Raw genomic sequence first — 22,829 nt, 5'->3', positions numbered from 1 at the left:
GATGTTATGAACTACAAATATAGAATAAAGATATATAAAGCTCTTAGATAATCCAGGCCCAGGTGACCCGCACGTCAGACGTAAGCATACAGGCCATAAACCTCACCAAAAGGTACGGCAGCCTCCTGGCAGTTGACCACATAAACTTCAAAGTTATGAGGGGCGAGATCTACTCCCTGCTAGGGCCCAATGGGGCGGGCAAGACAACTACTATCTCCATGTTGGCAACGCTCAGGATGCCCTCCGAGGGCGACGCCCTCGTCGAGGGCTACAGCATAGTGAAGGACAGGGTCAAGGTCAGGAAAGTCATAGGTGTGGTGCCCCAGGACCTCACCGCAGATGACGAGCTAACTGGCTTCGACAACGTGTTACTCATGGCGAGGCTTCACGGCTTCAGGGGCAAGGAGGCCGAGGAGAGGGCCTGGGAGGCCATAAAGTTCATGGAGCTTGAGGACGCGGCCAAGAGGAGGGTGATGTACTACAGCGGCGGCATGAGGAGGCGGCTCGAGATAGCCATGAGCATAGTTCATAACCCCAAGGTGGTGTTCCTTGACGAGCCCACGGTTGGGCTTGACGTTCAGAGCAGGAGGCACATATGGGACCTCGTGAGGGCCCTGAAGAAGGAGGGCGTCACGGTCATACTGACCACCCACTACATGGAGGAGGCTGAGGAGCTGTCCGACAGGGTGGCGATTATAGACCATGGGCACATAGTGGCCGAGGGCACCCCCGAGGAGCTGAAGGCCAAGGTCAAGGGCGACAGGATCTACATAAAGTTCTCAAGCGACGCCGAGACCGAGAAGGCCATGAGGGAGCTCTCCCGCAGCTTCGGTGACGTGAAGATGTTGGAGGGCTACGTCGTAATAAAAGTGGAGTCCTCAGCCGAGGCCATGCCGCAGCTCATAAAGGAGCTGTCGCAGTTCAACGTGCTTGAGCTCAGGGTGGTGAGACCTAACCTGGAGGAGGTCTTCCTAGAGCTCACTGGCCATGGGCTCAGGGATGAGGAGTCCTTTGACGCGTTTAAGTTCAGGAGGCTCATGAGGGCGGTGAGATCATGATAAGGGAGACCTACGTGTTAGTGGAAAGGGAGCTCAAGAAGTGGGTGGGAAGGAGGGGCACCTTCTTCATATCGTTGATAACCCCCGTCGCGTGGCTGGCCCTCTTCGGGAAGAGCCTCAACTTCGTCAACATGTTCTCGTCCGCGGGCCTGCAGGGCGCCAACCCTGCCATAGTTAAACAGTACGTGGACCAGACGCTGCTCAGGCTCTTTGGAACCACCAACTACTTTGCCTACCTGGCCACCGGCATGTTTGTGGTCTTCGCCTTCTTCCAGAGCGTCTTCGGCGGCGTGAATATACTGTTTGAGAAGAGGCTCGGAAGCATGAACAGGCTAAGGATGACCCCGGCCCCCAGGTCGAGCATATTCCTGGCCAAGATGACAGCCACGCTCATAAGGACCTTCTTCTATGAGACTATACTCCTTGTGATAGCTGTAGCGCTGGGCTTCGGCGTCGACTGGAACGCCACCAACTTTATTGAGGCCGGCGTTGCTATAGCCCTCCTGGCGGCGGGCTTCATAAGCGTATTCGAGGCCATAGGCTTTGCTGTTGACAACCAGGAGATAATGTTCTCCATAGTTAACCTCATAAACCTGCCCCTCATGTTCGCGTCGCCGGCCCTCTTCCCACTTCAGCAGATGCCGTGGTGGCTTAGGGACATAGCAAGGTTTAACCCGCTCACGTACGCCGTTGACATAGTTAGGTATAACCTGCTTGGAGTTCACAGCTTCAACATGCTTGAAGACTGGGCAGTACTTATAGCAATAACCGCCGTCTTCGTGACCGCAGGCCTTCTGGCCAGCCTAAGGGTGCTTGAGAACTACTGAGGCGCGACAAATACGCAGCACTTGATTCTAAAAAAAGTGGGTTATCGCAGTTGTGTTACCCCTATTACTTCCTCTCGCTTATTGGAACATACTTAAGGCCCGTGGGGCCCACGTACTTCTCGTCGGGCCTTATTAACCTGTTGTTGAGGAACTGCTCTATGTAGTGAGCAGTCCAGCCTACTATCCTGCCCATGGCAAATATCGGCGTGTACATCGGTATCGGAATGCCGAGCTGGTAGTAGAGCACGCCGGTGTAGAGGTCTATGTTGGCCGGCAGGTTCTTCTCCCTCTTCATTACCTCCTCTGCCTTGGCAAGCACCTTAACCCACATGTCACCGTTGGGCAGCTGCGCCACGAACTTCCTGGCCACGTCGGTCCTCGGGTCGTGCACCTTGTAGACCCTGTGGCCAAAGCCCATTATGAGCTCCTTCCTGGCAAGCCTGTCCTTTATGTACTGCTCTATGTAGTCCTCCAGCGGTATTCCCTTGGCCTGGGCCTGCGCCTGGGCCTCGAGCAGCATCTTCATGGCCTGCTCGTTGGCCCCTCCGTGCAGCGGCCCCTTGAGCGAGGCGACGCCGGCCGCTGCAGCGCTGTAAATGTCCGTCAGCGTGCTGGCGGCCACCCTTACCGTGAAGGTGCTGGCGTTGAAGCCGTGATCCATGTAGAGGACCAGCGTGGCCTCAAAGGCCCTCGCCTCAAGGTCGCTCGGCATCCTGCCCAGGATCATCCTCAGGGCGTCCTTGGCGTGAGGCAGGCTCGGGTCAGGCCTGTAGATGACGCCGTCCCTCGGCAGGTGCCACGCGGCGGCGAATATGAACGGGGTTAACGCTATGAGCCTCATTGCGTGCTCCTCTAGGAACTCGAAGGAGGCCTTCTGGGGCCACTCTGGCGCGTAGAACTGGCCCAGCAGGTTGTAAGCGTACTGGGCGTAGTACATCGGGTGAGTGGCGGGGACCAGCTTCAGCGCGTCTATTAGCTTCGCGTATATCTCCGCCCTGTAGCTGTCAAGCTTCTTCCTGTACTCGTCGTACTCCTTCTGGTTGGGCAGGTGTCCATAGTGTATGAGGTAAGCGGCCTCGTAAAAGTCAGCGTTCGCGCCTATGTCATCTATTGTGTAGCCGCGATATATGGTCGCCTTGCCCGTGGGGTCGACGCCGCTTATGTTAGTGGTGTCAACTATCACGTTGTCAAGGCCCTTCGGAACCACGATCCTTCTGCCAAGCGGGCCCTCTTCGTACTGGCACTCCACCTGCTTAGACAAACTGGACCTACCTCCGTCCGCGCTAAACTGTAGGTGAGGCTCAATAAGAGAGTTAGAGGTCAGTCGTATCTAACTTACTAAGGCTTGGAGAGTTAGAGTCCGACCTAAGGTATGTTGAGAGGTCCTTATGCTTTCTCTCCAGCATCTCCTCCACGTCCCTGAGCCTCATGCCGCTCGCCGGGTCGTCAACTGCGAAGCTGGAGCCCGTGGGCCTCAGGGACTCGACGGTGTGGAACCTCCACTCGCCTCCCCTGGCCCTGAACGCTATCAGGGCCAGTCCCCCCGCCCTCTTCGCGAACTCAGCCAGGCCCACCACCTGCTCGGCTTCTATGTAGAGAGGGCCTGAGCCTGACCTTGACTTAACCTCTATGACGAGGACCTTACCGTCCCTGACGGCCACCAGGTCGGGCTGGAACCTCCTCTTAGCCCCTCCCCCGCTGGCCGGCCCTCTGACCACAGCGAACCCTCTCTCCCACAGGATGTCAGCGAGCTCGTTCTCAGCCCTCGTGCCCTTTGCCTTAGGGTTCCTGATCATCTACGGCCTCAACGTCTATATAGTTCTACGCGATTATTAATTCTTATGTCCTGGGCCTCCAGACGCGGGGAAGGGCTTTGCGGCATAGGCTGATGACGACAACGTCGGTGACGCTCTCATTTCTGTGGGCCGCTGTCTCAGTTCTCTCGCTGGGCTACGACATAGAGGGCGTGTCGCTGTCCCTGAGGGCCAGCGTCAGCGAGGCCTCCGTGGCCATACTCTTGTCGTGGGAGGTCGGTGCGGTGGCCTCAGTGCTCCTTGGCAGGCTCGCCGACCGCATTGGCGACAGGCCGGTCATGGTCATGTCCTCATCGTTCCTCGCTTTGGGCCTTCTGCTCGCGGCCGCCTCCAGGGGCCTCAGCGGCCTTTACGTGGCGTGGGCCCTTGTCGGCGTTGGCGCTAACTCAAACAACGGAATAGCCTACTATGTGGCTGCTAACCTTCACCCATCTAGGTCTGGGACTATGATCGGCGTGCTCGAGAGCCTGTACTTCGTTGGAGCCATGATTATGTCCGGCCTCTACGCAGCCCTTGGGGCCTCTGGCTGGAGGCTAACGTTTCTGCTTCTCTCCGCACTAAATCTTATCTCAGCAATACTTCTGGCGCTATCGGAGTTCCCTCCAAGGGGACAGGGAGTTGCCCTCAGGCTTTCGGGTGTTCCCGCAAAGCCCCTTCTGTTCTCCTCGATTATAATGGCATCATACTTCATACTGACGGTCCCACTTCTAACATACCCAACGTACACGCTCTCGTTAGCCGGCATAGGCGGACCCTTAGCGTCGGTAGTTATAAGCATTGCCAGCGCGGCCGGCATAATATCATATGTCAGCATTGGCGCCCTCTCGGACAGGGTTGGAAGGAGGCTCCCGCTGGCGATCGCGGGCATCATGGGTGCGGCCTCAGGTGCCCTTATGTTAACGTTGACAAGCAACAAGGCGGCGTTTGCAGTGGCTTACGCCGTTGCAGTGGCTGCCAGCGGCTTCTTCCCTGCGGCAGGCGCGTGGGTAACTGAGGTCTTCCCGGGGGGCAGCGAAGGCCTAGCTGTTAACCTGTCGCTTCTGCTTGGAAGGGTGATAGGGGGCCTTGCACCGTTCCTTGTGACCCTTCCCAGCTCCGGCAGAGGGCTCATCATGGCGGTGCTGGTGGCCTCGGCTATACTTATCGTAAGCTCAGCCCTTGCTCCGAGGGCGCAGGTAGCAGAGGCAAAAGAAAGGAAGACTTGAGCTCGTGGCCTTAAACTTAAGTTGGCACGAGCCTGTCCTTGAAGGCGTCGAACGGGTTCGTCAGGGCCCTGCCGTTGACCTCGACCACCCTCCTGGCCGGCGGGTTCTGCAGGTAGCCAGGCATTATCTTCTCTATCCTCACGTCGAACGGCTCTATCATGGTGTTCCTGTAGAATATGCCCAGGGGTATCCTCGTGTCCCACTCCAGCATCTTCTCTACTATCTTAGGTATCTTCTTGACGTCCTCGGGCTTCTCTATGTTGGGGTCCCAGCTCGGGTCCTCCTTGTCCAGGTAGTATATCCTCTTCTCATACCACTCCTTGGTCATTATGTCGTTATAGGTCGGGCACGGCTGAAGTATGTCAATGAGGGAGGTCCCCTTGTGCCTTATGGCAGCCTTTATCATCTCCTTAAGCTGATCTATGTGGTAAGCGTAGGCCCTGGCTATGAACGTGTAGCCGCTGGCGAAAGCAAGCATGAGCGGGTTTACAGCGCTCTGTATGTTGGGCTGTCCCAGGGCCTTGGTCTTGACGTAGAGGGGCAGCGTCGGCGATGCCTGACCCTTGGTGAGCCCGTAGACGGCGTTATCGTGTAGCAGCACCTTTATGTCTATGTTTCTCCTGCCAACCGCAACGAAGTGGCCAGCCCCTATTCCCAGGAGGTCGCCGTCGCCTGAGGCCACTATAACTACCTGGTCGGGGTTGGCAAGCTTTATGCCCTGGGCCACGGGTATTGGCCTGCCGTGAAGCGTGTGCACGTTGGAGGTCTTAACGTAGTACGGCATCCTGCTGGAGCACCCTATGCCTGAGACTATGGTGACCTTCTCGTTCGGCAGGTCCAGCTCCGCCAGCGCCCTCTGCATGGCTGTCAGTATGCCAAAGTTGCCGCAGGCAGGGCACCACTGGACCCACGCGTCCGTCTTGTAGTCCATCCAGTTACGAGCCATCGCTCACCACCACCAGGCCCTCCTTCATTCCAAGCGCCTTCTTAACTCCATTGTAAACCTCCTGCTCCATGAGGCTCCTGCTGTTGAGCTTCGCAACTCTCTTCTTTATGTCAAGCCCCGTGAACATCCTTACGGCCATAACCATCTGGCCGAAGGCGTTGTTCTCAACTGCTATGACGTCGTCTGACGAGCTTATGATACCCCTCACCACCTCCGTTGGGAACGGCAGGAACGTCTTTATCTGGAGGAACCTAACCCTGAGGCCGTCAGCCCTGAGCCTCTCCATGGCGTCCAGTATTGGTCCCTTAGTGGACCCCCAGGACACTATAGTTATCTTGGCGTCAGGATCGCCGTGGAGCACGGCCTTCTCCGAGTCAGGTATGCCCCTCTCTATGGCCTCCATCTTCTTTATCCTCTTCAACATCATCTTCTCCCTGGTCGCGGGGTCCTCAGTCACAATGCCGTACTCGTTGTGCTCGAGGCTTGATACCACGAACCTCGCAGAGCCAAGCGGGGCCCTTGGGCTTATGCCGTCCTCGGTGATCTCATACCTCCTGTAGTCAGGGCCCGGGTTTGACACGTAGTTGCCCCTCGTGAGGGGCACCTTGTATGGATCTACGTCCTCCCTGTCGAAGCTCATCATGCTCGCGGCCATGTACTTGTCAAGCAGGTGAATAACTGGGACCTGGAACTGCTCGGCCCAGTTGAGGGCCTTTATTGTGTCATAGTAAGCCTCCAGGTGGTCGCCGCTGGCGATCACTATCTTTGGCCACGCCTCGCCGTGGCCAGCAAATATGGCGTGCAGGAGGTCCTGCTGCCCCTGCCTTGTGGCTATTCCAGTTGAAGGCCCGGTCCTCATCCAGTCGCTTATGACGACCGGCACCTCAGCCATCACTGCGAAGCTTATCGCCTCGTTCATAAGTGAGAGGCCGGGGCCGCTTGTGGTGGTGGCCACCCTGGCGCCAGCTATGGCCCCACCTATGGCCATGTTGAGCGCTGCCAGCTCGTCCTCGGCCTGGAGGGTCAGCGAGTTCATCTTGCTGGTCCCGAGCGCTTTGCTCGACTCCTCGTCAAGGTCGAACACCCTGTGGGACTCCATGTAGAACGCCTCGTCCTGGCTTGGCGTTATCGGGTAGTAGGTCTCAAGCCCAACGCCGCCCACTATCTTAGCCATAGCAACTATGTCATTGCCTGTCGCTATCATCCTCACCTTACCCCTGTGTGGGCCATCTGGGAGCTCCTTGGAGACGCCGAAGTTGCTCCTGACGTACTCGTACGTGACCCTGGCGGCCTCCACGTTAGAGTCTATGATGCTCTTCCTCCCTGAGAAGTACAGGTTTATGGACCTCTCAACGGCGTTCAGGTCTATGCCCAACACCGTCGCCAGGGCAGTTATTGTCATTGTGTTCACGCTCTTGGAGACGCTCACAACCGTCGTCTTAAGCCTGTCAGCGGTCTGCTTCAGGAGGTCCTTCAGGGGGAGCCCGATGGCCTTTATGCCGTTCTTGGAGAGGTACTTGACCAGCTCAGACGCTATCGGCTCCACCCCCTTGGACTTGAGGTCTTCTATCACCCTCTCCTTTACCTCAGGCTCCATGGGCGCTATCTTCTCTATCCTGGTCTGCAGGGAGTCTACGTCATATATCAGGTAGCTGCCCTCCTTCAGCTCATTATAGTGCGTAAATATGGCCTCGGCGTCCAGCGCCAGCAGCGCGTCAGCAGGAAGCCTGACGCTCCTGGGCCTTGAGGCCTTCACCCTTACATTATAATAGCTGTGGGCCCCAATTATATCGCTGTGGTACTCCCTTATACCGAAGACGTTGTACCCCTTAAGCATGAAGACCCTGAGCATCATCTGCCCTGACGACTCTATGCCGCCTCCCTGGGGCCCTCCTATCATGACGTCAAGGTCCACTGCTTCGCTCAACTTCAGCGGCACCCCACACCGCGCTCTGTGACCCTAGCAGGACTTATTAAGCGAGATCAAATTACCTATAAGTTTGCCCCTAAAGCTTACACAGACCTTTAAAAGGCCCCGTAGATCTCCTCCCTGACGTCAGGGTCGACATAGGCAGCCACGTACACCTTCACGCCCTCCTTGACCAGCAGCCTCGCCTCCTCCCCGTTCACCCTTGTCCTGAGCTCTGGCACCCAGTAGAACGAGCTGGGATCTATCTTGAGCTCCGCGTGCCTCTCACAGCCATCGTCGTCCATGGTAAGCTTGCCCCAGGCAGTGCAGAGGCCGACGAAAGGGTAAACCACGTGCGGCCTCCAGTAGGCGCAGGTGGAGCAGCTCTTAGAGCTGTTCAAGCCCCCTCCCAGGGGTCGCAGTAGCTGTTAAGGAAAGTAAAATGCTAGCTGCCAACAGTTGCAGGCATTATAGTGGGAGCCTTAGCCTAGAAGCCCTGAGGCGGCTGAACCTAACTCCTTTAACTCAAGGGGCTCGGACAACCCTGCCGCCCGCTTAAATTTTCGGCAGAGCTCTGCCACTGGGATCAACCGTGAGCGCCAGGTACAGGGCAGTTATACATGTTGACGAGGACTCGCGCGAGAAGTTGATGGCTGCCCTGAGGAACGCCTACAATTTGCTTGACAGCGTAGGCGAGAAGAACGCCGAGGTGGCTTTTGTATTCAACGTCAGGGGGCCCCTGACAATACTTAGGGGGTCCCTGGACGACTACACCAGGGAGCAGATTAATGAGCTCCTCAGCATGGGGGTGAAGTTCTTCGTGTGCTCGATATCGCTGCGGGCGCTCGGAGTCAAGAAGGAGGACCTCATCGACGGCGTTGAGGTTGTGGACTCGGGCATCAAGAGGATAGTTGAGCTTGAGAGGGAGGGCTACGCCTATATAAAGCCCTGAGGGCAGCTGCCCCGCCGAGGCCTGCAGCCGCCGCCACGCACACGGTGGGCAGAACCCCGACCAGCGCCGCCCTGAGGCCCTGGGATATCACCTCATAGTAGAGCCCGGCCATCATTAGTGCCGCTCCCCCCACAGCGAGGGGCAACCCCCTCGCGGCGCTCCTTAGGTACCTCCGCGAGAACGCAGCGTAGAGCAGGGATATCGCTGAGTGGGAGGCGAACAGCGCGGTGAGCGAAACTATTACAGAGTAGAAGTAAACGTTAAGCACCCCCGCCACGGCCCCAACTAGGTTAACTCCTACAACTACTGCCAGGACAAGCATCGCGGACCTGTCGACCCTGACGCCAGTTAGCGCGTAGGTCAGCCTCTGCACTGCCATGAAGGCGGCCACCAGCGTGCCGAAGAGGCTGCTCAAGGTAAGCGCTACGTAGAGGTAGGGGAACCAGCCGCCGACGAACCTCTCGGCCACCCAGAGCCCTGGGTACTGGGTCTCCGCTAGCAGCGAGGAGACCCCCTGGTTTGTGAAGCCGGCCGCGGCGACCTCGTAGTACGCGGCAAACGATATGGTCGCTGCGCCTACTAGGAACGCCGCAAGAAATGAGAGGCTCACGTCCCTTGACCCCCTCCTGGCCTCGTAACCCATGAAGAACGAGGCCCCGCCCCCTGCCACGGTGAAGGCGGCCGCCATGGAGCCTGCGAAGAGGTCCTGGGGGGCCACTGAGAGGCTGGGAGGCCTCAGCCCGGTGTGCATCAGCACTAACGCTCCAAGCAAGACGATCACTACAACCTCCGCCGTTGAGGTGAAGAGCGTGACCCCCAGGGGGGCAGTTGTGCCAGCCACTGCAAGCCCTGCCACGGCCAGCGGAACTAAAACGGCCACAAGCTCCGTGAGCGGCCTCGAGGCGGGGAGCAGCATGGGAAGTATCGCGCCGGCGAAGTACGACGAGATGGCAGATATGTACACTGTGTAGCTGAGCCAGTACGTCCAGCCGACGGCCCTGGCTACGCCCTCCCCGGCCGACCTCCTGGCGAACTCGTAGGTGCCGCCGTAGGAGGCTATGACCTTAGAGTAGCTGTAGCCTATTGCAACCCAGATACCATACATGGCCACGCCGAGAATTGTGGCCAGGGGGGCCGACGCGAGGGACTGGGCCATGACTATTGTCAGCAGGGCGGCGGTCGAGCTGAGGGGCGCTATAGAGCTTAGCGACTGGGCAAATATCATGTAGCCGGGGACCGACGACTTCCTCAGCTCCTTCACTGGATACCCTATCCAGCCATCCAGGTGACCTGATAAAAATGCGCTTCTACTTTGGCCTGTAGGCGCTCCTAGCTATGGCCTGCGGCGGGTTCATCGCCGTGGCCGCGGCGCCGTAAAGCACCTCGTCGTCTCCAAAAGTGCACCTCTCTATCCTAGGCACGCCGAAGACGCCAACGTACTCCTTCATGAACTCTATTAGCTCGCCCTTTATCAGGTCCTCGTTGTATAGGTATATGCTGCCCCCTATGAATATGGCCTCAGGGTCGTAGGCAGCGACTATGTTCATCATGCCGGCCGCGTGGACCCTGTTTATGAAGCTCACCGCGTAGCGCGCGAACTCGTCGCCCTGCCTGGCCATTGAGTAGAGGGCCTCTGGGCTGAGCTCGCCCCTGGAGGCGAGCTCGAAGGCCTTAGTGCGAGGCCCTGACCACCTGGACGTCAGGTACTGGGCCGTCCTAGGTATGTTCCTCCCTCCCACGTAGGCCTCCCAGTGGCCGTTGCCCCCGCAGCCGCACCTGAGCTCGGACTCGAAGTCAACTATGCTATGTCCCAGCTCGTGCGCGTTGCCCCTCCTTCCAACTATAAGGTTGCCGTCCACTACAGCGCCCACTCCAAGGCCCGTGCTCATAGTGACGTAGGCCAGGTCCTCTAGCTCCTTGCCGGCGCCCAGGACCTTCTCAGCCCAGGCACCCGCCAGGGCGTCGTTAGTGAGGTAGACCGGCCTCTGGAACTCGCCGCCCAGGGAGTCCCTTATGTTAACGTTACCATAGCCTAGGTTGGGGGCCCAGAGCAGGGTCCCATTCCTTAGGTCAAGGGGACCTATGGAGGCCACGCCTATGGCGTCGAAGTCCGAGCCCCCGCTCACGTCCCTTACCAGGTCTATTATAACCTTAACCAGGTCGCTGCCGCTGGTCCTAGGCGTCTGCGTCTTCCTTACCGCAACGGGCCTTTCGCCCTCAAATAGGGCGACCCTCAGGTTGGTAGCGCCTATGTCAACGGCTATTATCCTCCTCATAGGCTTCCCGACCCACAAAAGCGTAGCCTCCGATATATTTTTAAATGTGGTCAAATGGCTCCAGTGGGGATAACTGTGCCCAAAGTGGTCACCAAGCTAGTCTCCTGGGACGAGGTAGTTGAGTGGAGCCTTGGCCTTGCCAGGAAGATTGAGGGGTCAGGCTGGCTCCCCGACATGGTGGTGGCGGTAGCAAGGGGTGGGTACGTGCCCGCCAGGCTCCTGTGCGACTACCTCGGCATAAGTGACCTCATGAGCCTGCAGAGCCAGCACTGGACCGAGGCCGCTAGGGCGTCGCAGAAGGCCATCATAAGGAACCCCTACTCGGTTGAGGCCAAGGGCCTGAAGGTCCTGGTAGTTGACGACATAGTAGACACTGGCGAGACGCTTGCCCTAGCGAAGGACTTCATCGCGAGCGAGTGGAAGCCTGAGGGGGTTAGGACTGCGGCGCTGCAGTGGATAAGTCCCGTGGCCAAGTTCAAGCCGGACTACTATTACCTTGAGGTTAAGGACTGGGCCTGGTTCCAGTACCCGTGGACCCGCCTCGAGGACCTGACGCAGTTCATAGAGAGGATCTTCAGGGAGGACGAGAGGGCCAAGGGAGGCCTGAGCGAGGACCGCCTTAGGTCGCTCTTCATCGAGTGGTACGGCGTTAAGCCTGAGGACTTCGGCAGCTACTGGAGGCTGGCGTTAGACAGGCTGACGTCTAAGAGGGTCCTGGAGGTCAAGGATGGGGTCTTCGTGCTTTCAAAGCCGAGGAAGTAGGCTCAGAAGACCTGCTTTACCTTGACTACGGCGGTGCTCCTGTCCGGGGTCCAGGAGAGCTCCACCAGCAGGCTTCCAGGCCCCGTTATGCCATTGCTCTCGAGCTCCTTCTCCGTGGCCTCAAGCCCCTGCTCCTCGCTGTCGGCAGGCCCCACTACCACGGGCACCGTGCCCCAGAGCAGCGAGAGCTGCCTGGCCAGCTGCGTCGTTGGCACGCCCACGTATATCGAGGTGCCCGGCCTGAACGCTGATATTAGCCTGGCGACGTCAAAGTCATGGGCGTAGACCACCACTGAAGCGCCGACGTTCTGTGCCATCTCCACCACTCCCCTCGATATCCTGCTCTCCAGGCTTGACGTCAGCTGGTCGACGCGCCTGGGCCTCACGTTCTTGTTAGCCTCCTCTATTACCCTGCTCAGCCACGAGACCACCTCGGCGGGGTACTTGCCTATGGAGGTCTCAGAGGTCACCAGGAAGCCGTCTACCCCCTCCTCAATGCCTGCGTAGACGTCTGAGATCTCGCCCCTGGTGGGCAGGGGCCTCTCTATCATGCTCATGAATATCTCCGTGGCCAGTATCACCGGCTTCAGCTTCCTCCTGGCGGCCTCTATTATCCTCCTCTGAATTACCGGTATGTCCTCGAGCGGGAAGTGCATGCCCAGGTCCCCCCTGGCCACTACTATGCCGTCCACCACGTCGAGTATGGAGTCTATATTGTTGACACCGCTAGGCGTCTCTATCTTTGCCAGCAGCTTCACGTCCTTAGCCCCAGCGTCGCTCAGGGCCTTCCTTATGATCTCCGCATGCCTGGCGCTCCTGACAAAGCTTGCCATAACGTAGTCGAAGTTGTTGGCTGCTATGAACTTCATGTTCTGCAGGTCCTTCTCAGTAACCGGGGGCAGGTCATATTCCTTGCCGGCCAGCACGACGCCTTTCCTTGGCTCCAGCCTCTGGCCGCTTATCACCCTGAGCGTGGCGGAGTCCCTCTCCACGTCCTCCACAGAGAGCACGACCTTGCCGTCGTCGACGAGCACCCTGTCCCCCCTCTCAAGGGAAGCGAAGAAGGCCCTGTTGTCAACAGGTATGCCCTCGCCCTGGGCGTCCTTGTACTTAAACCTGACCTGCTGCCCTGGGGCTATGTCGATACCCTGGAACTCGTCCAGCCTGACCCTCGGCCCCTCAAGGTCTGCGACCTTGGCCACGTGAACCCCGAGCTCCTGGGACGCCTTGTCTATAAGCTCAAGGAACGTGGCCCACTGCTTCTCATCGCCGTGGCTCATGTTTATCCTGAAGCCGTCGGCTCCCGCGGACATCATCTTCCTGACTATGGCGTAGTCAAGCGTCGAGGGACCCATGGTCACCATTATCTTGGCTAGCCTCTTCACTTGCAGCACCCAGTAGCCCTGACAGGCTAGGGAATATTAGCTCAAGCTATTCGTGCGACGCTAAATTATGCCGTGTTCCCGGAGCCTCCTAAGTATGACTTGCCTCTCGTCGAACTCGCCCGCGAGCTCCTCAACCCTGCCCCTGTCCACCCTCAGCCTGCCGCCCTTCACCAGGCCCCCTATTTCTTTCAGGGCTTCCTCGTCCTGTTCCCTGCCCGCCCTGGCCTTGAGCACCAGGTAGTGCTCCACGCCTATGGACTTCACCTTGACGCCCTCCACCTCAACCCTCCTTGCGTTTGATATGAAGTCCTCGGGCACATAGAAGTCATAAAGGTTGTCGTAGAGCTCCACCGGCACCTCTTCGCCCTCCACTAGCATAGTTATCCTGGGGGTGCCGAGCCACGTCTGCCCGTAGTCCCACGAGTTGGCCTCAGCCATAGCACGGTATGCATCCTCATTGTCTATCACGTTGGGGGACTCTGCGAAGAGGTCTACGTCGTCGCCTAGGTCGCTCGCGCCTACCGCTATTGCTATGATGCTGCCCCCTATCAGCGTGAACTTGACGTTGTTCGACGTGAGCATCCTTATTGCCTGGGCGAAGGCCTTCCTGCTGACCACCTTGCCCTACCTCACGACATACTCCCTTGTGGACCTTAAAGTAACTTAATGAACTTTGTCACAAGGACCTTAACTTTGCCGAAGCCAGCGGCCCTGGGTGGAAGCGATAAAAGGGCCTCGTAACAAGTTAGCACACGAGCCGGGGTGGCCGAGCGGTCCAAGGCGACGGGCTCGAGACCCGTTACCCGCAAGGGTGCGTGGGTTCAAATCCCACCCCCGGCGTCATGAGGGCCCACGGGGCCTGAGTCCTAAAGCTTAAATGTATGGAGGGAGCACACCCACCATGGGGCCGTAGTCCAGCTTGGTAAGATGCGAGGCTTGGGCCCTCGTGATCCCGGGTTCAAATCCCGGCGGCCCCACCACCTCGCCTTTAGCCATGCATGTGAAGCCGGGCAACTACATAGTTAGAGTTTATGACGTGGACGGGCAGGACTCTGCCTATGGTATAACGTTCCAGATCGAGGTAGTGGTGCAGGGCTGAGGGCCGAGGCTCACAGCTGTAAACATGCTGCAAAAAAAGCTGCTATAAGATTGTTCATTATTACATCACTTTTTAATCGATGCTTTAGATGTTCTGCTTTTAGAGGTTTCGCCAAAGCTTCATTAGCGCCTCGCGCCTACGTTTAGCCGTTAAACTCCGTGGAATCGTTGCAACGATAAGCTATTTCTCAGATCAGCATAAAAACGCCGCGTACAAGGTAACTTTTGACGTGATTGACTTGAACCTGAAGGTACTGGCGGCAGTCGCCGCCGTGATAGCGATAGCAGTCATCGGCAGCCTTTACTACTTTATTGTCATAAGGCATCCAGCGACGCAGCCCTCGAGCAGTACCAGCGTAGGGCAGCTGCTCTCGGCCAAGCCTGGCGCCGTTAACTCAAGCGAGCTCTCCTCGCTGCTGGGAGGCAACTGGACGATGCTGAGCAACAGCTCCTTTGCGGCCGTCGTGAACTTAAAGAAGGGTCAGCTGGACGTTGGGTACCTCAACGGCACCAGCAAGACCCTGAACCTGAGCAACGGACTTGAGCTCATAGGCCCAACTGGCCAAGCCAACGGCGGCTACCCCCTCTGGGTCACAGGGTACTTCTACTACTATAAGGCGTCGCCTAACACGACTTACCAGCTGGGCATAGAGGTCTTCAGGGCAGCCAACTCCACTCAGATAAACTGGACCATGAGCGCTGTAGAGGGCCACTTTAATATCGCGCCTCAGACCGCTGACGGCATAACCTATGTCGTGGTCCAGCCCTACGCGCCTGTCTATAATATAACCTTCGTGTACGCATCTTATAGGTCCACCTACCTCATTATAGTACTTAGCCTCTCAAACGCCAGCAAGGGGCAGCTGGTGCAGGTCGCCGCGGCGGCCGCCAAGAGCATTGGGTAAAGCCGCTGCGAGGCTGGCTTTAGCCTCTCCCAAAACATTTGTTAAGCCCTGGAGGTGCCCCCGGTGAGCCTTGACAACAAGAAGGCCTCCTACGATGACATAGCGAAGAGGGTGAGGAGCTGTAAGGCCTGCCCGCTCCACAGGCTGAGGACTAACGCGGTGCCAGGGGAGGGGAACCTCAGCGCAAAGATCATGCTGGTTGGCGAGGCCCCCGGGAAGAACGAGGACGAGCAGGGAAGGCCCTTCGTGGGCGCCGCCGGGCAGCTCCTTAGCTCGCTGCTTGAGCAGGCGGGCCTCAGGAGGCAGGACGTCTACATAACTAACGTCGTAAAGTGCCGCCCGCCGAACAACAGGACTCCAACGGAGGACGAGGTGGCCGCGTGCATAGGGTTCCTGAGGGAGGAGATATCGCTGGTCAGGCCTAAGGTTATAGTGGCCCTTGGAAACACCGCCGGCTCCGCCCTCATGTCCCTTGCGGGAAAGCAGTGGAGGGGGGTCACAGCCGAGAGGGGGAGGAAGGTGAAGGCCTCCATAGGGGGCGTTGAATTAACTATTATACCGACTTATCACCCCGCGGCGGCCCTCTACAAGCCGGACCTAAAGGATTACCTGGCGAAGGACATCAAGGAGGCTGCTGAGGAGGCGGCGGAGCCTGCGAGGTCGAGGAAGACCCTGCTTGACTTCATGGACGGCTGACGCTCCTTATGTAATTCTTGTATGACCTCAGCGAGATGGCCGCCACCGCCATGGCGCCCACGGCCATGGCTGCGAGCACCAGGGCCAGCGTCACGCCCAGGCTGGGGCCTGACTGCGATATACTTCCTGACTGCGATATACTTACGGCCTGGGGCCCGCCGCTGTAGCCTACGGCCCCTATGTACCACACAAGCTCGTCGACCACGGCGCTCTCCATTATGTAGATGGCGTCCTGCGGGTCCGAGGGCATCAGCGTGGTGGCGTAGCTCATGTATGAGGCGTCAAGCGAGCTGCTGAGCCCCCTCATAGACAGCGCGGAGCCCAGCAGGGAGTACTCCATCTCGAGCTCCCTCGCGTAAGCGCTGATAACGGCCGGGTTTGAGAAGCTCTGGGTCTCTATGAATATGACGTTAAGGGCGTTAGTGAGGGCGTCCTCATAGACACCTATGGCCGCCAGGTAATACCCCTGCGAGAGCATGCGGTCGCCTTCGCTGACGAGGAAGTTGAGGTCGTTCTCCATGGACTGCAGCACCTGGGCGTCCGCTATGTCGCCTACGCTCTCAAACTCCTGTACATAGTAGTTTATCAGGGAGTTGGCATACTTTATTGCCGTGTCAGTAAAGGCCCCCACGGAGCCCGCAGTTGAGGCGACGAACTGAGGGGATATCAGGGGGCCCGTCCCCCTGGTCGCGTTGGCAGCGATCAGCCAGCCTATGGCGCTCTGTATCCTTGCCCTGGCCACCCCAAGGTAGTAGGCCGGCAGGTAAGCGCTGCTGACGTTTACCTCCTGGGATATGCTTGAGGCGTAGCCCGCGTAGTATATGGAGTCGGCCAGCCTCGCAAAGGCGGTCGCAGCGAGCTCATCGTACGCGAGCCCGTTAGAGCTGTTGGTATAAGCTACGGCCTGAGCTATTAGGCTCTCGGCTTCAGAGGTTATGGCGCTTGACTGGGACGAGAAGAACTGGGAGAGCCCCTCCCCGGACCGGTAGGCCCTGTAGGCCCAAACGGTGTAGTTGGCTGCCAGGGCATTAATGTAAGCCGTGAACGCGTAGCTGGCGGCCGCGTATGGGAGCGCCTTGAGGAGCTTCTCGGCCAGACCTATGTCCTGCTCGCTCGCATTTATGTAACTTCCCACCTCCCCCTGAAGGGGCTGTGGCTCGTCAAACAGGTTCACGCCGCGCAGGAGCGAGGTGGACTCATTTATGAAGCCCGTGGCGACGTTCTCCATCACTTCGTTAAACATGGGCAGGGGCTCCACGCTCAGCGTTACGTTGAACCTGTACGAGTGAAGGACCTTAACGAGGGCGTCCACTATGCCGGCCACGGGCACCTGGTCCGTGTCGTTGCACGACGTTATGCCGGTTTCAAGGTTGCCCACCGGGTACACTATTCCAAGGCCATCGCTGCTGGCCGCCCCGCACTTGTAGGGAAGCCCCCCTATGGGGCCCGAGAGGCCCGAGGGCGACACCGCCCCCGTTATGGCGAACCTGTGGAGGTACGTGTCGTTGAGGCCCGTGGCCAAAGTGTAGACCGCGAGCATCACGCCAAAACTGCCGCTCGGCCCCGATATCTGGCCGCTCACATTTATATGAACGTTGAGATTGTAGTACCTCCAGTTCAGGCCAGCGTAAGTCATGGCTACCATGAACGCCGTCTCCATACTGTAAAGCGTTGACGGCTGCGATGGCCCCGTGTTGTCGCTCACCGTGACCTGGCCGCTGCCTGGGTAGGACAGGGTTATTGTCGTGTTCGTCACTACTCCGCTCGTGCCCTCCACTGCAGGCAAAAGTATCCAGGTGCTCCTGCTCCACGACGCCTGCTGGGCCCTCGCTGTGGAAGGTAATGTGGTGGCTAACGACGCTATTACTATTAGCGACGCCAGCAGGAAGGCCAAGACTTTGGACATACTACCCCCTGCGAGTGCGCCTCCTGTAAAGATTATATGTTCTGATTATGTCAACAGGAGGGGTTCATGGAGTTAACCATTGAGCATCACTTTTTAAAGGCCTGAGGACCCTAAACAGGTGAGCCCGTTAGGTGAGAGGTTATGGGAGGTAGAAAGCAGCCAAAGCTTAAGGAGGCCTCCGTTGACGAGAAGGCAGGGTCCGCCAAGGAGCTCAGGATAACGCCTACCCAGGTGGTCACCAAGGACAAGGTGCTCCAGAACCCTAAGCTTATGTCGCTGGTGTACCTGGTCAGCAGGCTGGGCCCCATACACGAGAGGACCCTTCACATGATAGTCAGCGAGGTTCAGCAGAAGGGCTTCGACCTGGGCTACCAGTTCTTCAAGGTTGGGCAGGACCCCTACAGCCCGGCGCTGAAGAACGATATTGTAGCGCTGCTATATGTTGGCCTTCTTGAGGCGGAGCCAAGGTACAAGAAGCTGGTCGTGAGCTCCTCGGGCAAGGAGGCCCTGGAGAAGGTCGGCACCCCCAAGGGGCTGCAGGACGTAGTGGAGAGCTCCATACAGGAGCTCAAGGTCAAGAGCTCCATGATGGACGCCAGGATAGATGTAGAGATACGCAGGGGCGTCGGGGCCTCCAACCGCCGCTCTTCGAGGCCTCCTCTTGGCCTCTGAGCCTTTATAGAGTTGGTTCAACCCTCCCGCGATATCGTCGCACTTATGCGAGGTACATGACTTCCCAGGCATTTATAAGGCGTAAGGCCCACGAAGGGTTTCTAACACCCCAATTAGCTTGATGGCCTAGCAAGCCACGGTGCTGCTGTTGCCCAGTTATGTGCACCTGCTGGGGAAAGAGACCAGGAGGAAGATCATAGAACTGATGGCCTCAGGAAGGGGGGTGAGGCAGCTTGCAGAGGAGCTAGGCGTGACGCCAGCGGCCATAAGCAAGTACCTCAAGGGCGAGACGCACCCGTCTGACAGGGTGCTTGAAAAGGCCATAGAGTCCGCGAGCCCCGAGGAGGCCCTGGAGATCTCAAGGATGGTGGCAGCCGAACTCCTTGACGGAATAGACGACTACGTGAACTGGTCCCTGGAGAGGGGGGTCATAGATCCAAGGCTCTCGGTTAAGCTGTCAGAGATAGCCGCCAAGGTAGGCCTGGCCTCCCTCTCCTCGAGGAGGCTCCCGGAGCAGGTTGACGAGAAGGTCAATCCTTAGGCATCTGGTACCTGGACCTCAGGCCCAGCATCATGAACGACTCGGCCGCCTCCACCAGCCACCCAGCTATTATGAAGAGGAGCCTCTCGACGGCCACATCCTCTGGCTCCCCCAGAGCCCTTGAGGCAACGCCCGGGTCGACCCTGCCCTGAAACCTGGCCATTATCGCGTCCACCAGCTCAAGGAGGGTCATTGACGGTGACGACTTAACCAGGCCCTCAATGAACTTGAAGTCGTCCTCGCTCAGCATGGACTTCTCCACCAGGTCCTCCCTGCCCTCGGCCCTGGCCCTCTCCCAGTAGAGGAAGAGCGGCGTGTAGTCGCTAACCACCTTGCCTGTGGCAAAGGGCGGCGCCCTGCTCAAATCGGCTCACTTTCCAGGGGTAATATTACGAGGGCGGGGCCGTTAAGCCTGCCTGGCTCAACGTCCAGGGGTTCGCCTAACTTTGTGACAGGGCCGCGCCAGAGCGAGAGAATCACGTCTATTGGGTCGAGCGGCACGTTGGACCCAACGACCCAGTAATGCATGGGCAGCACCAGCCTCGCCCCGAGCCTCGCGGCCCACTCAAGGGCCTCGGCCTGCCTCACGGTCGTCACGTTGCCGGCAGGCACCATAATGACGTCAACCTTGCCCACTGGCCTAATTATATAGTCCACGGGGCCCACGCCCACGTCGCCCATGTGCATAACCCTGAGCCCCTCCGCCTCAACAAGGTAGGCGGTGGTCCAGCCATACCTGGATCCGCCCTCAGGGTCGTGGGGCAGCCTGAAGCCAGTCACCGAGAAGGGCCCCATAGTGAAGGAGCCCTCCCTTGAGAGGGCCACGGCCTTAGTCTTGGGCCCCCTGGCTGTCTCAACGGAGTTATGGTCGTAGTGATCGTGGGTCACCAGAATGTAGTCTGCGTTGGCCTCGCACCTGGGCAGCCCCAGGCTGTCGCCGTCGTGAGGGTCTATGGCCAGCCTCGCGTCGCCGCTCCTTATAACGAAGTACGACTGCCCGCACCAGCTGATTCTCAACTCCCTCACTCAGGACGCCAGGGGAGGCAAGGGCCTATTATTGTTAGGCCCCTTGTTTCAAAATTTTTATATTTCTGGTTCTGAAAGATGCTTGGTGCGCCTCTTGCTTCACGTGAGGTTCAGGGGGATTATAGTAGGCACCATGGATGACCTCAACTTTTGGGGTAAGAGAGTGCTGGCTAGGGTTGACATAAACAGCCCCATGAAGGACGGCAGGCTCCTTGACAGGAGCAGGATAGAGGCCCACGCCAAGACCATAAGGGAGCTCCACGAGTCCGGGGCGAAGGTTGTGGTCATGGCACACCAGGGCAGGCCTGGAGGTGACGACTTTGACCACCTTGAGCAGCACGCCAGGGCCCTCGAGCCCCTGGTGGGCACCTCGGTGAAGTTCGTGAAGGACGTCACGGGGCCTGAGGCCCTCAGGTTAATAGACTCCCTGGAGCCCGGCGATGTCCTGGTCCTAGACAACGTCAGGCTCCTCGCCGAGGAGAACGTGCAGGCCGAGCCCGAGAGGCTCGTTAAGACGCTCCTGGTCAGGGAGCTCGCCCCCCACTTTGACGTATATGTAGGTGACGCCTTCGCTGCCGCCCACAGGAGCCAGCCGAGCGTCGCCGGCTTCCCCTACGTCCTCCCCTCGGTCGCCGGCAGGGTTATGGAGTCGGAGCTCAGGGGGCTCTCCAAGGTGCTTGACGTGAGCTCAAGGTCGTTCTTCATAGGGGGCTCAAAGGTCGACGACGTGGTTAAGGTGATGCCGAACCTGATAGGCAAGGGAACAGTTATGACTGGGGGCCTCGTGGCCCTGACGTTCGCCAAGGCCTACGGCCAGCACCTGGGGCCCGCTGAGGACATAGTTAGGTCGCTTGGAGTTGAAGTCATTGAGGGGGCCAGGAGGGTCCTCGAGAAGGGCAAGGTGATGGTTCCAGTTGACTACGTCGTTGAGAGGCCCGACGGCGAGGTCGAGGTCCAGGAGGCTGGACAGGAGCTGAGCGGCGTGCCCAAGGACGTAGGCCCCATGACCGTGGCCGCCTACAGGGACGTCATAGATGCCTCCGACGCCGTGATATTCAAGGGCACGGCCGGCGTGGTGGAGGACCCGAGGTTCAGGAGGGGCACCGTGGCCCTCCTTGAGGCCGCGCTGAAGTCAGGGGCCTTCGTGCTCGTCGGCGGGGGGCACGCCAGCGCCGCGCTGTCATGGGTGGAGGAGGGCCTGAGGAAGGCGGTCGGCTACACCAGCACGGCCGGAGGGGCCATGCTCTACCTTGCGGCCGGCCTCAGGATGCCGGGCGTCGAGGCCCTGGCCTACTCCTACTCAAAGTTCATAGCCAGGGGAGGGTGGCCTTGAGGGGCAAGGTGGCCGTAGGGGTAAACGGCTACGGAACCATAGGCAGGAGGGTGGCCTGGGCCGTAGGACTTCAGCCGGACATGGAGCTGGCGGGCGTTGTTAAGACGAGGCCCGACTACGCGGCCGCCCAGGCCATAAGCGCTGGGGTGCCCGTGTACGTGCCAGGCGAGGCCGAGGCGGAGAGGTTCAGGAGGGCGGGCCTCGAGGTCAAGGGCGCAGTGAGGGACCTGCTGAGGGAGGTTGACGTCATAGTTGACGCGACCCCGGACGGCGTCGGGGCCACCTACGCCAAGCTCTACAGGGAGGCCGGCGTCAAGGCGATTTTCCAGGGGGGCGAGGAGGCCTCGGTGGCGCAGGTGTCGTTCAACGCCCTGTGCAACTACGATGAGGCCGTCGGCAAGGACAGCGCCAGGGTGGTCTCGTGCAACACGACGGGGCTCCTGAGGTCCATATGCGCTATAAACTCAGCGGTGGGGGTCAGGGCGGTTAACGCGTTCCTCGTCAGGAGGGCCGCAGACATGCATGAGGTCAAGAGGGGCCCCATAAACTCAGTCGTGCTCAACCCGCCTAAGGTACCCAGCCACCACGCGGGCGACGTGAGGTCCGTGCTCCCCTGGCTTGACATAACTACAGCAGCCGTGGTGGTGCCCACCACCCTAATGCACGTCCACTACGTGACAATGAAGCTCAGGGGAGAGGCCTCAAGGGAGGAGGTGCTCGACGCCCTGAGGTCGTCGCCGAGGATACTTGTGGTCAGCGCCTCAAAGTCCGGCGTGGAGAGCACCTCCCAGATCGTTGACGCGGCTAGGCACGTTAGGCCCAGGGGTGACGTGCCTGAGCTCGTGGTGTTTGAGGAGAGCGTCTTATCCAAGGGGGACGAGGTGTCCTTCGTACAGGCCGTCCACCAGGAGTCCATAGTGGTGCCAGAGAACGTAGATGCCGTAAGGGCGCTCACAGGCCTCAGCGACGGCGAGCAGTCAGTTAAGTTAACCAACTATGCCCTAGGCATTGGAAAGCTGCCGGGGCTCTCCTTTTGAACTAGATAAACTAGATAATACCTGTCACACCTTATTATAACGCGCTGTTTCTAAAGAGGGGAAGAGAAAACATATTAGGCTGTTTTAGTAATACAAAATCCTAGGCGCCAGACATGACAAGGAGTAGGAGGTCAATTTCAGATATAGTTGCAGTAGTTATGTTAATAATAATAGCAATAGCCGCCGCGGTCCTTATATATGCCTGGCTCAGCGGCCTTGTAGGCGGCGTTCACGCTAGCAATGCAGGCTTATACACGAGGATAGAGATAGTTGGAGGAAACGTGACTTATTCAAGTGAAAAGTATATGGTCTACGCTGCTGTTGAAAACATAGGCGGAACTGCGGCCACCATTAACTACATGGCTGTTGAGAACGTGACCACTTCCTCTGTTATATGCAGCACGTCCTCGCCAACGTCTTCCTCTCCAACTTCAACTACCACACCTTCAACTACCATACCTCCAGGCAAGAGCGTTACCCT

24 protein-coding genes and 2 tRNA genes are annotated in these 22,829 nt (G+C 58.7%); 14 read left to right on the top strand and 12 right to left on the bottom strand.

Features of this window, described 5'->3' with window-relative positions; genetic code table 11:
• The first annotated feature begins 62 nt into the window (after positions 1-62).
• Positions 63-1,058: an ATP-binding cassette domain-containing protein gene (locus tag ACP5H1_RS05320; RefSeq protein ID WP_427972619.1), complete on the top strand. Its 996-nt coding sequence runs from the start codon at positions 63-65 to the stop codon at positions 1,056-1,058.
• Entirely contained in the window at positions 1,055-1,885 is an 831-nt protein-coding gene (locus ACP5H1_RS05315; protein WP_427972617.1) for an ABC transporter permease, read from the top strand. Before ACP5H1_RS05320 ends, ACP5H1_RS05315 begins: the two co-directional genes overlap by 4 nt.
• Before the next feature lie 64 nt (positions 1,886-1,949).
• Here the strand turns inward: ACP5H1_RS05315 and ACP5H1_RS05310 are convergent, their stop codons facing one another.
• Positions 1,950-3,146, bottom strand: a complete 1,197-nt coding sequence (locus ACP5H1_RS05310; protein ID WP_427972615.1) for a citrate/2-methylcitrate synthase — start codon at positions 3,144-3,146, stop codon at positions 1,950-1,952.
• Between the two features lie 52 nt (positions 3,147-3,198).
• On the bottom strand, positions 3,199-3,681 hold the full coding sequence (gene hjc, locus ACP5H1_RS05305) for a Holliday junction resolvase Hjc (RefSeq protein WP_427972613.1): 483 nt from the start codon (positions 3,679-3,681) through the stop codon (positions 3,199-3,201).
• Between the two features lie 92 nt (positions 3,682-3,773).
• On the opposite strand from hjc, the gene ACP5H1_RS05300 reads away from it, so the two are divergent.
• On the top strand, positions 3,774-4,904 hold the full coding sequence (locus ACP5H1_RS05300) for an MFS transporter (protein WP_427972610.1): 1,131 nt from the start codon (positions 3,774-3,776) through the stop codon (positions 4,902-4,904).
• A gap of 16 nt (positions 4,905-4,920) precedes the next feature.
• Here ACP5H1_RS05300 and ACP5H1_RS05295 read toward each other — a convergent pair whose 3' ends face one another.
• The 3 genes from ACP5H1_RS05295 to ACP5H1_RS05285 all read right to left on the bottom strand — a co-directional run bounded on the left by ACP5H1_RS05295 (position 4,921) and on the right by ACP5H1_RS05285 (position 8,160).
• Positions 4,921-5,850, bottom strand: a complete 930-nt coding sequence (locus ACP5H1_RS05295; RefSeq protein WP_427972608.1) for a 2-oxoacid:ferredoxin oxidoreductase subunit beta — start codon at positions 5,848-5,850, stop codon at positions 4,921-4,923.
• Positions 5,840-7,777, bottom strand: a complete 1,938-nt coding sequence (locus tag ACP5H1_RS05290) for a 2-oxoacid:ferredoxin oxidoreductase subunit alpha (protein ID WP_427972606.1) — start codon at positions 7,775-7,777, stop codon at positions 5,840-5,842. Before ACP5H1_RS05290 ends, ACP5H1_RS05295 begins: the two co-directional genes overlap by 11 nt.
• Positions 7,778-7,875: 98 nt before the next feature.
• Entirely contained in the window at positions 7,876-8,160 is a 285-nt protein-coding gene (locus ACP5H1_RS05285; protein WP_427972604.1) for a hypothetical protein, read from the bottom strand.
• 191 nt (positions 8,161-8,351) lie between these two features.
• On the opposite strand from ACP5H1_RS05285, the gene ACP5H1_RS05280 reads away from it, so the two are divergent.
• Positions 8,352-8,711: a DsrE family protein gene (locus tag ACP5H1_RS05280; protein WP_427972602.1), complete on the top strand. Its 360-nt coding sequence runs from the start codon at positions 8,352-8,354 to the stop codon at positions 8,709-8,711.
• Here ACP5H1_RS05280 and ACP5H1_RS05275 read toward each other — a convergent pair.
• The gene (locus tag ACP5H1_RS05275) at positions 8,659-9,972 is read right to left on the bottom strand and encodes an amino acid permease (protein ID WP_427972599.1); all 1,314 of its coding nucleotides are present in this window, start codon (positions 9,970-9,972) and stop codon (positions 8,659-8,661) included. The two genes, ACP5H1_RS05280 and ACP5H1_RS05275, sit on opposite strands and share 53 nt — an antisense overlap.
• Positions 9,973-10,018: 46 nt before the next feature.
• Entirely contained in the window at positions 10,019-11,005 is a 987-nt protein-coding gene (locus tag ACP5H1_RS05270; RefSeq protein WP_427972596.1) for an ROK family protein, read from the bottom strand.
• 57 nt (positions 11,006-11,062) lie between these two features.
• Between ACP5H1_RS05270 and ACP5H1_RS05265 the strand changes: the two genes are divergently transcribed.
• Complete coding sequence (locus ACP5H1_RS05265) at positions 11,063-11,749, top strand: phosphoribosyltransferase (protein WP_427972594.1); 687 nt, start codon at positions 11,063-11,065, stop codon at positions 11,747-11,749.
• A gap of 2 nt (positions 11,750-11,751) precedes the next feature.
• On the opposite strand, the gene pyk is transcribed toward ACP5H1_RS05265, so the two are convergent.
• Positions 11,752-13,143: a pyruvate kinase gene (gene pyk, locus ACP5H1_RS05260; RefSeq protein WP_427972591.1), complete on the bottom strand. Its 1,392-nt coding sequence runs from the start codon at positions 13,141-13,143 to the stop codon at positions 11,752-11,754.
• Positions 13,144-13,194: 51 nt separating this feature from the next.
• Positions 13,195-13,752, bottom strand: a complete 558-nt coding sequence (locus ACP5H1_RS05255; RefSeq protein WP_427972588.1) for a nucleotidyltransferase — start codon at positions 13,750-13,752, stop codon at positions 13,195-13,197.
• A gap of 138 nt (positions 13,753-13,890) precedes the next feature.
• Between ACP5H1_RS05255 and ACP5H1_RS05250 the strand changes: the two genes are divergently transcribed.
• From ACP5H1_RS05250 to udg, 4 genes are all read left to right on the top strand, one after another.
• Positions 13,891-13,974 (top strand) — tRNA-Ser (locus ACP5H1_RS05250).
• Between the two features lie 63 nt (positions 13,975-14,037).
• Positions 14,038-14,114: transfer RNA gene (locus tag ACP5H1_RS05245), tRNA-Pro, on the top strand.
• A gap of 348 nt (positions 14,115-14,462) precedes the next feature.
• Positions 14,463-15,137, top strand: a complete 675-nt coding sequence (locus tag ACP5H1_RS05240) for a hypothetical protein (protein ID WP_427972585.1) — start codon at positions 14,463-14,465, stop codon at positions 15,135-15,137.
• 63 nt (positions 15,138-15,200) lie between these two features.
• Complete coding sequence (gene udg, locus ACP5H1_RS05235; RefSeq protein WP_427972584.1) at positions 15,201-15,833, top strand: type-4 uracil-DNA glycosylase; 633 nt, start codon at positions 15,201-15,203, stop codon at positions 15,831-15,833.
• On the opposite strand, the gene ACP5H1_RS05230 is transcribed toward udg, so the two are convergent.
• A complete protein-coding gene (locus ACP5H1_RS05230) occupies positions 15,820-17,739 on the bottom strand; it encodes a hypothetical protein (protein WP_427972581.1) in 1,920 nt (639 codons plus the stop codon). The two genes, udg and ACP5H1_RS05230, sit on opposite strands and share 14 nt — an antisense overlap.
• A gap of 141 nt (positions 17,740-17,880) precedes the next feature.
• Here ACP5H1_RS05230 and ACP5H1_RS05225 point away from each other — a divergent pair, with 141 nt between their 5' ends.
• Both ACP5H1_RS05225 and ACP5H1_RS05220 read left to right on the top strand, forming a co-directional pair.
• Positions 17,881-18,411, top strand: coding sequence for a hypothetical protein (locus ACP5H1_RS05225; RefSeq protein ID WP_427972578.1), 531 nt, complete (start codon positions 17,881-17,883; stop codon positions 18,409-18,411).
• A 139-nt stretch (positions 18,412-18,550) separates the two neighbouring features.
• On the top strand, positions 18,551-18,952 hold the full coding sequence (locus tag ACP5H1_RS05220; RefSeq protein ID WP_427972576.1) for a helix-turn-helix domain-containing protein: 402 nt from the start codon (positions 18,551-18,553) through the stop codon (positions 18,950-18,952).
• Here ACP5H1_RS05220 and ACP5H1_RS05215 read toward each other — a convergent pair.
• Positions 18,942-19,316 (bottom strand): hypothetical protein, encoded by a 375-nt coding sequence (locus ACP5H1_RS05215; protein ID WP_427972573.1) that lies wholly within the window; start codon positions 19,314-19,316, stop codon positions 18,942-18,944. The genes ACP5H1_RS05220 and ACP5H1_RS05215 overlap by 11 nt on opposite strands.
• Positions 19,313-19,978: an MBL fold metallo-hydrolase gene (locus tag ACP5H1_RS05210; RefSeq protein ID WP_427972570.1), complete on the bottom strand. Its 666-nt coding sequence runs from the start codon at positions 19,976-19,978 to the stop codon at positions 19,313-19,315. Before ACP5H1_RS05210 ends, ACP5H1_RS05215 begins: the two co-directional genes overlap by 4 nt.
• A gap of 85 nt (positions 19,979-20,063) precedes the next feature.
• Between ACP5H1_RS05210 and ACP5H1_RS05205 the strand changes: the two genes are divergently transcribed.
• The 3 genes from ACP5H1_RS05205 to ACP5H1_RS05195 all read left to right on the top strand — a co-directional run.
• Positions 20,064-21,311, top strand: coding sequence for a phosphoglycerate kinase (locus tag ACP5H1_RS05205; RefSeq protein ID WP_427972655.1), 1,248 nt, complete (start codon positions 20,064-20,066; stop codon positions 21,309-21,311).
• Entirely contained in the window at positions 21,302-22,348 is a 1,047-nt protein-coding gene (locus ACP5H1_RS05200; protein WP_427972567.1) for a type II glyceraldehyde-3-phosphate dehydrogenase, read from the top strand. The genes ACP5H1_RS05205 and ACP5H1_RS05200 overlap by 10 nt, the downstream gene beginning before the upstream one ends.
• 113 nt (positions 22,349-22,461) lie before the next feature.
• A partial coding sequence (locus tag ACP5H1_RS05195; protein WP_427972565.1) for a hypothetical protein occupies positions 22,462-22,829 on the top strand: 368 nt, incomplete at its 3' end.

The sequence above is a fragment of the Acidilobus sp. genome (assembly GCF_049973875.1).
GTDB lineage: Archaea > Thermoproteota > Thermoprotei_A > Sulfolobales > Acidilobaceae > Acidilobus.
This window is presented reverse-complemented; position numbering and strand designations above follow the sequence as displayed.